Source organism: Glaesserella parasuis, from assembly GCF_017352235.1.
GTDB lineage: Bacteria > Pseudomonadota > Gammaproteobacteria > Enterobacterales > Pasteurellaceae > Glaesserella > Glaesserella parasuis.
Genome location: NZ_CP071487.1, coordinates 1015407 through 1027841, shown reverse-complemented (window position 1 = coordinate 1027841; position 12435 = coordinate 1015407). Strand labels below are relative to the sequence as shown.

Below are 12435 nucleotides of genomic sequence, written 5' to 3'. Positions count from 1 at the left end.
GAGAGTAAAGAGAGTATGGGAAGGCTTTCCACACTAAAACAAGGCTGACTGAGACACGGCTTTATAACGCTGATAATACCGCACAACCTCCCACGCAGTGCGATCACAAATTTGATATTTCTGACAAAGTCGCATTATCGCCATTCGCCCACTTAACTTTTCCGTTTCGGTCAAATGGCAAAAATCCGCATAAAGCTGTTGATTTCGCAAAATCCGCAATGCCGTTTCACAGCGAGGAATATAAACTTCACCCACTTGCATATAACTTTGCAGTTTGACCGCATCTTCTTGCCCCAACACCTCACGCAATTTATCAAAATACTTAGCAGACTTTGAGAACTGAAACGAAAAGCCCCCAAAGGCTTTAACAAATTTCTCCGTTGCAGGCAATCCAATCACCGCCACAATCTCTCTGACACTATCAGGCAAATACTCTTCTACATTTTCAAACTCACACATAACCCCTCCATTTCAGACTGATTAATGGAGTATTGTCAGGCACGTTTTTCAAAAGAGTGAACATTTTTGCAAAAAAATTATAAAAAAGACCGCTTGTAAAAACAAAAAGAGCCACAGCGTGGCTCAATTATGCGTAACCCCGTACGCTTGCGTGCGGGGTGAATAACTTATTTTCCTGAGTTAAGTTCCCAAGAACCAACTCTTTCAACATCTTCTCTGTAATAATCTTTTTCTTGAGGGGCAGTTAAAGACTGTTTACAAGCCATATACTCAGCTTGGAAAGATTTTTTTGCCTGTTTAAATTGCTTCACTTTCGATGAGTTAGGATTTTTCCATTCATCAATATCATTAAAATTTGATGGAGCAGCAGACCACATTAAATCTGCAAAGGCAGATGCACTACGACACCCTGCGAAGTAGCTGAATGCTTCTAAATTATTCTGGTACTTGCGAGCAGAATTTAACTTATCTACGGTTTTACGCCATTTTTCTAAATCACCTGAAACATACCCTTCAAATGCTTCTCTCACACCATCATTGTCACGGTTGAATTGAGATAAAAGAGTAACGATGGCTTGAGCATCTTTTTTATGTGCATTATAGTAAGTGGTATCCTTATCAAACCGCTCTTTATCTAACACTTGTTTACCACTTTCTGCCATTGCGACACTAGATAATATAAACAAACATAATAGTGATTTTTTCATTTTACAGTCCCCAAGGTAAGTTAAAAAACACTCAAAATCTACCACAAAAAAGCCCCGAATGATCGGGGCTATGCAAAAAATTTTGTAAATATCAGGTTCTTCGCCCATTCCGATGGGCATTCACTGCTAACATCTGCACAATTTTAAAAATCTGCTCTGTCGTACACCATTGCAAACGCTCAATACCAAACGACCGCTTACAAATAGCGTGAACATAATGCCAAGACTTACCACTACTAGCGATAAAGGCTTCAATCTTTCTAATATAACCTTGACGCACCTCATCTGCGTTGCTGGCTGTCGGGCGTTTACCATATTTTTTCGATTTAACCTTAAACCCTTTAGCACGCATACCTTGCAACACTATCATCAACTCAGGGTCAGTCATCATCGAACAGCTAGGTTTATCTACCAACTCCATTAAAAAGAGCTTATAGGCTTCATCGCTCATCTTCAGCTCAGTTTTGCCGATATGGATTTTCTGTATCATCTGCTTACGAGTTTGTGCGTACATTCTCTTTCTCCTGTTGCCACTGTTTCCAATCCGCAAAGCCGTGTAACTTTACGCATTCCTCTTCACCCCTTAAACGAACTAAGCGATCAATGTATTGAATATTCGCTGTTCGATTATCACTTTTTGCCCTTTCCTGTGCTTCTTCACCCGAAAGCACCTTATTATTTTCTTCCGTTCTAACCACCGCAAACTGTGGCTCCACGCTCTCATACACTCTTTTTAAGTAATTATGACTGCTCAACGGCTCGAATTTCCCATTCTCACGACGATTGCGTCGCACCTGCTCAACCGTATCTGCCAACGCTTTTGCCAAAACATTAGAGCAAGGGTAAAGCTCCAACAAACTTTGCAAAATCCGCAACGCTCGACTATTGCTTAAACTGCTTTTCGGGGGTTTAAACAGCCCCAAATATGCCACCGCAGGACGACCACAACCAGCGGTCATTTCGGTGATCGTTTTAAGTAACTCTCGCCCAGCATCATCTTCAACTAACGCCTCCAGCGTTAAATCTGAGTGACAAATCGGGCAACGACACAATTTCATTTTGCACCTCCCTAAGAAAACAGAGATAAACGCTGACGCTTATCTCTATTCTCTCAACCACCGCCCCAAGTGCATTTACAATTTTATTTAGGCTCTGCCGATAAAGATTGAGTGGGGCGGTGTGAGTGGTTTTTTAGTGGTTACATAGTGTCCTCCTTGTTTTTGAATTAGCTCAATCTAATTGAAACACCATTTCCTATAACAACACGTTTTTTGTCTTGCTCTGCATATTTCTGCAATAAGGAATAAGTCTTTGGCATTCGAGCCTTTGTAATTTCTTGATTATAAGTTGCTTCCAACTCTGCCCAATTTTTGATAATTTCCGCCCAAACAGGACATATAGACGTTAACTTACTCAAATGATTTCGCATTGCTGGAGCGACAGTCAGTAATTGCATACAACGCCTTAAATCCGCAGGATCTTGTGGATAACATACTCGTTTTGGTACCACATCAAAGCCAACTACAAACGCCATTGTTTTACTACTTAACCCTGTCTCACCATCAGCTAACCATTCAATTATTTGTTGTTGCATTTTGTTCATTTTATTTCCCCTGCGATATAGGACGGCACCATCACTTCTTTAATCTTATACAACATAACGCTGTCAGCACCTTGTTCTTTAAAAGCGATATACAGCTCGTCACCTTCGCCAAATTCGCCCCAATTATTGTCCCGAAGCTCACGGATAATAATTGCAGAAATCCCTTCCGCCATAGCCGACAAATCTTCTTTTTCAATGTCGGCTGTAAATTGCTTGCAATCCTCACGTTTCAGATCGTCATAATCAATGTCGTCTTTGTCGTACCAGTAGTCATAAAAATAAGTATTTCCCATATTTCCTCCATCACTTACACAAAACTCTCTAACTTCGTTTCCCCTGTAAACTCTAGCACCGTAGCACTTGCAATTTTGAGTAAGGCATTAAGCTGACCTTCAAGGTATTCCGTTAAAATAGCGTGCTTATGTGCTTCTCTTGTGCCATTTAACTGACGAGCAACATCGGCATATTCAACAAAACGCATCGAGCGGATTTTTAAATGTTCGTCCAACTTAAAATTTACAATAAACGCTTCTTCGCTTTCATAACGCATCGCCATAGATTGCACACGAAAACCATTTTGTAACGCCCCTAACGCTTTTGCTTTACCGTCTAGCGTATCTAAATGGCGACAAGTCAAAAACTCTTCATTGTCGTTTGCCAACTTACGCAAAGTCGCTTCGTGCTGGAAATGCAGATATTTAAAAAGCGGTTCGCCTTTTTCCAAAAATTTTGTCAATTTAGTGTTTAACCCCAGCTTTTCTTCCGACACAGCAATGCTTTTAAAACCTGCAAGTTCAAACAATTTAATCAAGTTGTTCAACGCCAAACGGCTGTGTTTAGAGCGATTATTCGTAAAAAGTAGCTCTTTTTCAGGGCAGTAAAACACATTGACTAACTCGCTCGAAAATGGCACATCTTGCAGTAAGTGAGCTTCAGCAACTTGTCGCCACTCTTTATCAGTATTCGGTACAATCTTCGGCATTCTTTCATCTCGAAGTGATTCTGATTTTTTCAGCTCATAAATTTTCGCTGAAAGTAGCTCTTTAGTAACTTTTTTAAAGGTTGTCCGCAAAGTAAAGAACAACCCATTATCCAGCTCTAACACTTTCGTATTTGTCATCGGATTTTTGACTAACTCAACGGTGGTATAACTACCTACTGGCTCAAAAGTTGCCTCTTCTAACACTTCTTTCACATTGTCCACAGGGAACTTAATGCTGTGAATGTTGCATTGTGTCATCTGAATAAAATCACTGTTTTTCATTTTAGTTTTCCTCTTGGTTAGTTGATAATTTAAGCTTCACTCGCTGAATTTGCCCAGCCACGTCCATCAAAACCACGCCAGCCAGTGCAAAATCGTCCATTTCGACTAATTCCGTCGCCCCCTGTATCTTCTCAATCAAGTCATACAAGCGGTCTTTTATTTGCCATTTTTCGCTATCGGTCATCATTTACCCCTTATGGTTAAAACACATTATTAACGCCCCTTTCACCGTTCCCCCTCTTTGACAAAGAGGGGGTTAGGGGGAGATTTAAAGAGCGTTTAAATGGGCTTTAAGCAACTTGCTCAAACGGCTTAATCACAAAATCTTCCACTCCTTGCTTAATCGTCACGCCAGCAATCCCTTTTGCCACTTCAGGCTCAAGCAGTAGGGCTTCTTTGTTGATTTCGTTTTTGGTGCGAATAAAGCGGTCAAAGCCCATACGTTGCATAAAATCAAGCACCGCATCCGCCCCACGAATTGCCACAGAAGGCGGACGTTGTCGCCATTGCACTTCGCCTGTCACAAAGTTAGCGGTTTTACTCTTGCCGTTTTCCGTCAATTCATCACGGTGTGCTTCGCAGTATTCCTGCACCGCTTGCTGTAACGGCTCAATCTCTGCCTGTAAACGTTTCAACTCAGGGGCATAACGCTCACTGGTTTCGGCGATAATATCGTTCATCTCCGTGGTTAAACGGGTATGCTCACGACTTAAATCCCCGATCTCTTTAATTGCACTTTGCACTTGCTCTTCCGTGGTAAAACGCAGTTTTGCCGGTTGTTTTACTCGGGTTTTTGTTGGTTGTTTTGCCATTTTCTTAACTCCTAAACTTTCGCTTCCCACCACACTCTAATCCCTTCAATCATCGTGTAGTAACCTTTCCATCTACCTAAATCTTCGCTATGCCCTTGGGCATACCAGTGTGCTTTTCTTGACTCAATTAACGCTCTTGCCACCCCCTCATTACCTGCAATATCCACCTTGATTCGTGGTTTAATCTTCGTAAAATCAATCATCAACACCGTAAAACCTAACGCATTGATATGCCCAATCGCCTTTTGTGTTTGGCGTAAATACTTCACCGCCATCTGATTTGCTCTATTAATTGTGCGTGCCATCTCACACCACCTTTTCTTTTCCCAGCTTCACAACGATCACCCGTTGCCCTTTATTTCTTCGGTGATAGCTCGGCGTTGACCATTTCCGCACCGTTTTTGCTGTCACCCCTAACTTGATTGCTAACTCTTCGGCTGTACCGTCAGCCACATTCTCTTCGCCACGATACGCCGCATAGATCTGACGGTATCTCATTTGCCACCTAACCAATCAACATCTTGGTATACTCTTTAATCAACCGTTCATCAATTTGACATTCATTGATATGACTTAACCGCACCACACCACGAATCAACTTGTTCAAACGTCTCGCATTACCTTGACTATGTTTAAAAAATAACTCGTTATATTCCCCTGTGTTCAATGCTCTTTCTGTCAATAAATGCAAATCCTTTTCAGGTAACGCATTACCGAGAGAACTCGTTCGCCAAATGCGGTTATACACCTGAGCCAAATCGTTATGTCTGCCTTTTAAGTTAATTAACAAACGCTCAGTCCCAACCAATGCAACACCCACTTTAGTTGCATCGTGGATACGGCGAATAAACTCCAACGAGCGAGTAGGTAAATTCTCCGCCTCATCAATGATAATGACCCGTTCACTACCCTTTAACCTTGCCACAATCCCATCAAACAACTGATCAAGCGTACCTCGGTTGTTTAAATTCAGTTTTTCACTGATTTTCTGCAACAGCACTTTTGCGGTGTAGCTCATATTGGTCTCAATTAAAATTACCCCTGTATTCTCTTTCGCATACTGCAACACCGCTTGCGTTTTACCCAAACCTGATGCGCCATACACTGCACACATATCGCCTTCAATGTGAGCCTCTTGAATAGTTGCCATAATTTGACGAGCAGTAAAAGTTGGCACAAACTCTGCACTCACCTTATACTCAAGCACCTTGTCTTTTTGGCGAGCCAAAAACTGCTCCACCTTAATATTCAACTCTTCAACATTGCCATCATACTCACCCCTCAAATACAAACTCACCGTAGCAATCGACACGCCTAATTTATTTGCAACCTCTTTTTGCCCAATTTTGGTGCGTTCCATATAATCTTTTAATAGTTGGTTTTTCATCGCTTATTTCCTATAATCAAAGTCTCTTTTTTCATCAATAGGCTTCGTTATGCTAAAAACTCCACCTGACCTTAATAAACTCACTAAATCAGAGCTACATTCACTCCTCGTTTTGCTAACTGGGATACAAGGTATTCAGTCTGAGCTTGTTCATTCTCTGTTTCGCCAATTAGCAACCCTATCGCCAGAGATTGCAGAGCAAGCCCTAAGTGATTTTTCAAATGTTGTTGATATACAACTGGATCTACTTGAGGCGGAAGGTGTGGATTCGCAAACGCTTGAAACACTTTCTCAAGTAGCGGACGATCTGTATTTGCCTTTAATGGAGCAAGTTTGCGAACTTCAAGAAAAAGCTCAAAAGCCACTCCATTAAACTCAACTAAACAGGTCGCCCTATTATTTAAAGGTGCATTTAACTCCGCACGTCTTGCCTCACGCACCTTTTTACGCTCAACGTTTAACTGTTCTTCACGTTGAAACTGTTTTAATAATTCACTTTTCTTCATTATTTCCCCTTAGCCTACGGCTTCAATTAATGCTTGTTTCTTCTCCCACTCCTCCCTCTCTACCACACTGGTAAAAATAGGACGAACAGACACTTTTTCTCGTTTTGGTTGATAACTTGTGGTTATTAACTCGCTTTGCTGGTGTTCAATCGTAATAACAGGATTACGCTCTGCCATAATTTCTGCCACTTGTTGCTCTTTCCGTTTAAGTCTGCCTTTAGCTCGCTCCTCACGCTTCTGCTCAACAAAGGACTGCGGAAACGCATCTCGTTTATGCCCTTCAAACTCGGCATTACAGATAAACCGTCCGTCTTTGGTTCGCACCTGCACCCACATCGGATCGTGAATATCCACCCCGATAACAACTTCCTCCCCTTGGTAATCCAACAAATTCAAGCTGAAATACTTATGATTGTTCCACTCAATCAAGCCTCTATTCGTTGTGCGGATAAATTCAGGACGTTGAATATCCCTTAATTCCACATCGCTCAACCACACCACTTTTTCAATGTCGGTCACTCGTTGGTATTTCACCGCTGGCGTACAGCGAATTTCACTGTGAACGTGTTCATTGTTGTACCAATCAATCACTTCTTGAATAACTGCCTTCAACTCTTCCCAACTTGGCAACTCTCTGCGAGCTTTCTTCTGTAAAGCGGTCAGTTCCTTGCCATTTTTTGCATTCGCATACGCCAACTGTCTAGCCAACATCTTACGAGTAGCTTCAGGATCGGCATTTTTGCCGTAGTAAGTTTCAAATCGCTCGGCAATTCGTAAACCCACCGTCTTATTTAACCGCTCAATAATCCCACGCCCTTGCGGATTACCTGCAATCCCTGTTGCGTGGTGGATAGAGAAACGTGGTAAAATCCCTGTGACCTCTGCATCAAGTATTTTATTTTTCTCACCACCACCGTTATCGGAGTAATAAATCGCTGGCACACCGTGTGTCGCAATACCGTGTCGTAACGCATCTAGCACCGCAAAAGCGTTTTCACTCAACGACAGCGACCAGCCCACGATTTTTCGACTTGCCCCATCAACAATCATTGTCAACTCAGGGGTAAACGGTCTGCCGTGTACAGGGTGGGCAACTTTTAATTTCAATGAATGACCATCACCAATCCAGATATCATTTGCCACAAATGGCGACCAATCACGCATCACATAAGGCAATAACTGCTTATATTTCGAGCCACTTAAGCGACCTTTCTCTAAGATATGGATCGGCAACTTCGCCATTGCTCGTCTTACTTTGCTGATATTAGGCATTGCCTCTAACATCATCGGATTGTCGGCATACCGTTCAACCCACTCCGCTTCAAAGTAGCGGTAACTTTCTTGCACGCTTAACGCATTCTTCTGACGGTAAATCCCCAACAACCAAGAAAGCCACCAAATTTCTTCTGCCTTAACTTCCTGCCTTACGAGTGGGGCAAAAAGTTTTAACCGTTGCTCAACGCTTGTCACCTTGCAGTAATCCACCACCCAGCCATTTAAAGTACGAACGCTTACTGTCCGTTTTTTCGATTTTTTAGCGTTAGCCGTTTCAACCAACACCGCAAGATGCGGAGGCAATCTGCCACTTTTTGCAAGTTCGCAAACATAAGTGACCGCTTTAATTCGGCTCATTGATTGCTCCAAATCCAACACATACTGGATCAGCCCTATGCGAGCATCAGCAATCTCACGCTGTTTGGTTGTCAAGTTCGCCAAATCCACTTCGGCTTTTACCGCAGGTAATTTTTTCGGCTTACTTTCCACCACCGCCACCGCAAAACGTGAGCGGATTTCGGTTTGGACGGCTTCGGGCATTGAACTAAGCCCATATTCATTCCCGCCACCTTGACCAACTCTTTTACGAGTTTCCCAAAGTTGTTTTTTAGCTTGATAAATAATTCCTTGCACCGAATTCGGTAAACAGGTTAAACTTAAAAGTAATAATTCTTTGGCTGAGTAGTGTGTTTTTAAGTTGTTTTCACTCATAAAAGCTCCTTAGAGCGTTCTCTCAGCGAATTTTTTAAGGCTACGCTGAGCAAATCTCCCCGCCCAAATTTCTTCAGGCGGTACACCGATTGCATCTGCAATGATTTGTTCGCCTTTTCGCCACGGTCTGTCTAAAGCATTTTTTAATGTGCTAGCTTGGCTATAACCGTGTTGTAATGAAAGCTGGCGTAACGACCAACCAGCCTTATGTAACGCAGCAATAATGTCGGCTCTATGCCAGTCTTGTGCTGTTTTTTTTGGCTCTGTTAATGTACTCATTAGATAACTCCATTTGTTTAACACGAGAGATAATAAACTTAATTTTAAACTGTGTAAAGTTTAAAAATCATTTTTTAAAGTTAATTTTTGACCAGTTGAGCTTTAAAATCTGTAAGCTATTGATTTGCAAAGTTTATTTATAAGTTTAAAAAGATTAAAAATTTAACCGAGATTTTTTAAAGTTATGAACGAAAAGTTTAAAAAAACTTCTTCACTAGGTGGTAGGGTTAGAAGTGAAAGAGAAAAGTTAAGATTCACTCGTCCTGAGCTTGCTAAAATGATTGGTGTATCGTTATCAGCATTGCAAGGCTGGGAAACTGACGAGAGAGAACCACAGGCATCAATGATTATTAAAATGGCACAGCTATTAGGTGTAACACCTAACTACCTGCTAACAGGTGAACAAAGCCAACCACAAGAAGCAAAAGGCATTGTGGCACGAGCGTTTGAAGCATTAGAAAAAGAACGCACAGAACAGGATGAAGTAGAAATGCTGGCAAGTTTTGAGAGCATTGAAGTTTCAGCGGGTTTTGGAAGCTTTAACGTGGGCGTAACCGAACCAGACGGGCAAGTACCCTACGACAGCAACCTTCTACGCAACTTAGGCGTTAAACCGAAGCATTGTGGCGTATTTTGGGCGAATGGCTCATCAATGCTACCCACAATCCATAACGGCGACCAATTGTTAGTTGATTTCAGCAAGAAAGATGTTAAAAATGACAAAGTATATTTAGTTCAAAATGGCGACAGCGTATGGGTTAAACGTGTAAAAATAGAATGGGACGGTGTAGAACTAATCAGCGACAATAAAGAAGAATACCGCCCAATCAGAATATCATCAGATGAAGCCCAAAACCTACAAATCATCGGGCAAGTGGTTCATATTGGGCATAGCCTAATTTAAAAATTTAAAATGGGTTTTAAAATTTCTTAAACCCATTTTAAAAACCGATCAAACCTGCTCAAACCTATGCAAAAAATATTGCAAAAACTGCCCATTTTCAACCATTTTTGCCCATTTTACTTTTTGCATAACTCTCCCAAACAAAAAATGCGGTAAGCCCCATCACACAAAGCCCTACCGTATTTTTTAGCCCAAATTTTTTTCTTTCTTTCTATGCAAAAATAGTCAGTACCCCACAAGAATGGGTACAAAATATAGTGAATGCGGTTACTGAAGCCCAAGTTTTCATTTTGGATAATCGTCAAGCGACAGCACAGATTTTGGCAAGAGGAAAGGGTTATACCCCTCACGATCAAAAAGTGTTAGAAGCGGTGTTAGATCCAACTGAGGCACAATGGCAACACTACATTCAAACTGGGGCTATTCGCCACCCACACTGGCATCAAGAACGCATTGGTTTTCAACCCTATCCTTACGATAGTTATATGGAAAAATTAGTAGAGCTACTTAAAGAAACCCATATCGCAGGTAATAGTGATTTCTTAGCCTCACTTGATCCAACACAGGTAGCAAGAGAGCTTAATGCCCCTCAGTTTGTACGCAAAGCGATTGAAAATGGCGGTTGGAGCGACAAATTCAAATTGCAAAATGGCTGGACAAGAACAGAAGAAATTGCGGTGTAATAATGAAAAGAAACTATCTATATGGATTTACAGGCTTAATATCGCTTGTTCTCTTTTGGCAGGCTGGCACCCTGTTGCTTGCTCAACACATTCAAATTGCGACTGATCTTTCGTCCTTGCAAACGCTCAACAGTTTATATGCTCTGAGTATTTCAGGGGAAATTTTTCCGCATATTTGGGCAAGTGTGCAACGTATTATTGTGGGTTTAACGGTAGCCTTGCTTTGCGGTATTCCGCTAGGTTTAGCTTTGGGGCTATCTAAAACCTTAGAAATGTGTTGTACGCCAGCTTTTCAATTTTTACGAATGATCTCACCGCTTTCTTGGATGCCTATTGTGGTGATGTTTCTAGGGGTAGGGGATCTGCCAGTTTACTTTTTGATTGCATTTGCTGCAATTTGGTCGTTGATCCTTTCTACTGCATCGGGGGTAAAAAGTATTGATCCGCAATGGTTTTTACTTAGCCGTTCCCTAGCAGCTTCCAAGCGTGAAACCTTATGCCATATTATTGTGCCAGCGATTACAGGGCATATTTTAACAGGGTTAAGAGTTTCTTTAGGTATTGCGTGGGTAGTGCTTGTGCCTTGTGAAATGTTAGGGGTTAATGAGGGTTTAGGGTATTTTATTCTGGATACTCGAGATCGATTAGCCTATTCAGAATTGATGGCTGCGGTGATCGTTATTGGCTTGATTGGCTGGGGATTAGATAGTCTATTACGCCTTGGGATTAGAACAAAATAGCCCTGAATGTCAAGGCTAATAGCTACAATTTTTCTAAATAATTTATTCCGCCGAGATTATTGACCTGTCGCATAATCCATTGTTGCCGAGATCGCATTGTTTGACTTGGCATTTTAACCCGATAAATCATCGGATTTGGCAAAGAGGCAGCCAACAAGGAAGCCTCTTGTAAACTAAGCTGGCTTGCTGATTTCTTAAAATAATGTTTAGCTGCCGCTTCTACACCAAAGATACCATCACCAAATTCAGCAATATTGAGATAAACTTCTAACACTCGCTGTTTATTCCAAAGCAATTCCACTAAAAAGGTCAAAGGCACTTCGATCCCTTTTCTTAGCCAACTTGTTCCGTGCCATAAGTAAAGGTTCTTTACCGTTTGCTGAGAAATAGTGGAAGCACCGCGAGGTTTCTTTTGAGATTTACTATTTCGCTTAATTGCTGCTTCAATCGCATCAAAATCAATCCCAAAATGAATTGGAAATTTTTGATCTTCCCCAGCAATAACCGACATTTGCATTTGCCACGAAATACGATCAAGACTAACCCACTGATATTGAATTTTATATAAGTCCCCTTGTATTAGGTGTTCCACTTTTTTCTGTAGCATATAAGCTGAAAAAGGAACGGGAATTACTGAAAATATCAATGTTAAAGAAACATAGAAAGTTGTGACTGCCACACCAATACGACTAACGCCAAACCAAAACCAATTTTTTAAAGATAGCATCTGTTTGGGAATAAAAAAGCGGAAAATAGATTGTAGCAAGGATTTTTGCTTAGGTTTTGGTGCCATTCAGTTTTGTATCTATCCACTTTAAAATATCTGGCTCAACAGTTTTTAACATATTTGAACCCCGTGTAATAGTCGCCGCACTAGTATTCAATTGTTGCTGGATTTCACGCTGAGAAATTTGATTTTCAAGCAATGCGCGTACAATTTGCACTCGCAATCCCAACGAAGTTCGTTCGTCTGTTGTCAATAACATCGACAATAATGCATCTGTTTTATCTTCTGCCACCGCTTGTTTTAGCAGTGCCACAAATTGTTGCCACTCTTTTGGATCACGTTGTTGATAAAGGGTTCTCATACTTACTTATCCTGTTA

At 41.3% G+C, this 12435-nt stretch carries 20 protein-coding genes; 3 read left to right on the top strand and 17 right to left on the bottom strand.

The features are described from left to right. Positions 1-33 precede the first annotated feature (33 nt). From J1G47_RS05170 to J1G47_RS05100, 15 genes are all read right to left on the bottom strand, one after another. Complete coding sequence (locus J1G47_RS05170) at positions 34-459, bottom strand: Mor transcription activator family protein (protein WP_016528486.1); 426 nt, start codon at positions 457-459, stop codon at positions 34-36. Positions 460-626: 167 nt separating this feature from the next. Then, positions 627-1166, bottom strand: a complete 540-nt coding sequence (locus J1G47_RS05165) for a hypothetical protein (RefSeq protein WP_234924177.1) — start codon at positions 1164-1166, stop codon at positions 627-629. Between the two features lie 91 nt (positions 1167-1257). Further along, the gene (locus J1G47_RS05160; protein ID WP_035520353.1) at positions 1258-1680 is read right to left on the bottom strand and encodes a gp16 family protein; all 423 of its coding nucleotides are present in this window, start codon (positions 1678-1680) and stop codon (positions 1258-1260) included. After that, positions 1661-2224 (bottom strand): hypothetical protein, encoded by a 564-nt coding sequence (locus tag J1G47_RS05155; protein WP_207326675.1) that lies wholly within the window; start codon positions 2222-2224, stop codon positions 1661-1663. The genes J1G47_RS05160 and J1G47_RS05155 overlap by 20 nt, the downstream gene beginning before the upstream one ends. Positions 2225-2391: 167 nt before the next feature. After that, positions 2392-2769: a hypothetical protein gene (locus J1G47_RS05150; RefSeq protein ID WP_005711951.1), complete on the bottom strand. Its 378-nt coding sequence runs from the start codon at positions 2767-2769 to the stop codon at positions 2392-2394. Beyond that, complete coding sequence (locus J1G47_RS05145) at positions 2766-3062, bottom strand: hypothetical protein (protein WP_207326676.1); 297 nt, start codon at positions 3060-3062, stop codon at positions 2766-2768. Before J1G47_RS05145 ends, J1G47_RS05150 begins: the two co-directional genes overlap by 4 nt. A gap of 14 nt (positions 3063-3076) precedes the next feature. Next, positions 3077-4033, bottom strand: a complete 957-nt coding sequence (locus J1G47_RS05140) for a hypothetical protein (RefSeq protein WP_207326677.1) — start codon at positions 4031-4033, stop codon at positions 3077-3079. 1 nt (position 4034) lies between these two features. After that, positions 4035-4220: a hypothetical protein gene (locus J1G47_RS05135; protein ID WP_207326678.1), complete on the bottom strand. Its 186-nt coding sequence runs from the start codon at positions 4218-4220 to the stop codon at positions 4035-4037. A gap of 103 nt (positions 4221-4323) precedes the next feature. Further along, a complete protein-coding gene (locus J1G47_RS05130; protein ID WP_160434766.1) occupies positions 4324-4845 on the bottom strand; it encodes a host-nuclease inhibitor Gam family protein in 522 nt (173 codons plus the stop codon). Positions 4846-4856: 11 nt separating this feature from the next. Continuing rightward, complete coding sequence (locus tag J1G47_RS05125) at positions 4857-5150, bottom strand: hypothetical protein (protein ID WP_160429187.1); 294 nt, start codon at positions 5148-5150, stop codon at positions 4857-4859. A 1-nt stretch (position 5151) separates the two neighbouring features. Further along, a complete protein-coding gene (locus J1G47_RS05120; RefSeq protein ID WP_005711959.1) occupies positions 5152-5343 on the bottom strand; it encodes a hypothetical protein in 192 nt (63 codons plus the stop codon). A gap of 7 nt (positions 5344-5350) precedes the next feature. Continuing rightward, on the bottom strand, positions 5351-6232 hold the full coding sequence (locus J1G47_RS05115; protein ID WP_016057750.1) for an AAA family ATPase: 882 nt from the start codon (positions 6230-6232) through the stop codon (positions 5351-5353). Between the two features lie 83 nt (positions 6233-6315). Next, positions 6316-6738, bottom strand: coding sequence for a hypothetical protein (locus J1G47_RS05110; protein ID WP_207326818.1), 423 nt, complete (start codon positions 6736-6738; stop codon positions 6316-6318). Positions 6739-6747: 9 nt separating this feature from the next. Beyond that, a complete protein-coding gene (locus J1G47_RS05105; RefSeq protein ID WP_207326817.1) occupies positions 6748-8724 on the bottom strand; it encodes a Mu transposase C-terminal domain-containing protein in 1977 nt (658 codons plus the stop codon). A 9-nt stretch (positions 8725-8733) separates the two neighbouring features. Beyond that, positions 8734-9003, bottom strand: coding sequence for a helix-turn-helix domain-containing protein (locus J1G47_RS05100; protein ID WP_005822937.1), 270 nt, complete (start codon positions 9001-9003; stop codon positions 8734-8736). A gap of 184 nt (positions 9004-9187) precedes the next feature. Between J1G47_RS05100 and J1G47_RS05095 the strand changes: the two genes are divergently transcribed. From J1G47_RS05095 to J1G47_RS05085, 3 genes are all read left to right on the top strand, one after another. Next, positions 9188-9907: an XRE family transcriptional regulator gene (locus J1G47_RS05095; RefSeq protein WP_159179841.1), complete on the top strand. Its 720-nt coding sequence runs from the start codon at positions 9188-9190 to the stop codon at positions 9905-9907. 257 nt (positions 9908-10164) lie between these two features. After that, complete coding sequence (locus J1G47_RS05090) at positions 10165-10590, top strand: hypothetical protein (RefSeq protein WP_234924176.1); 426 nt, start codon at positions 10165-10167, stop codon at positions 10588-10590. Positions 10591-10592: 2 nt separating this feature from the next. Continuing rightward, entirely contained in the window at positions 10593-11330 is a 738-nt protein-coding gene (locus J1G47_RS05085; protein WP_207326816.1) for an ABC transporter permease, read from the top strand. Positions 11331-11352: 22 nt separating this feature from the next. Here J1G47_RS05085 and mtgA read toward each other — a convergent pair whose 3' ends face one another. Both mtgA and trpR read right to left on the bottom strand, forming a co-directional pair. Next, positions 11353-12123 carry a monofunctional biosynthetic peptidoglycan transglycosylase gene (mtgA, locus tag J1G47_RS05080; RefSeq protein WP_010785741.1) on the bottom strand — a complete coding sequence of 257 codons (771 nt, stop codon included), beginning with the start codon at positions 12121-12123 and terminating at the stop codon, positions 11353-11355. After that, entirely contained in the window at positions 12107-12418 is a 312-nt protein-coding gene (trpR, locus tag J1G47_RS05075) for a trp operon repressor (protein ID WP_005710804.1), read from the bottom strand. The genes mtgA and trpR overlap by 17 nt, the downstream gene beginning before the upstream one ends. Positions 12419-12435: the final 17 nt, after the last annotated feature.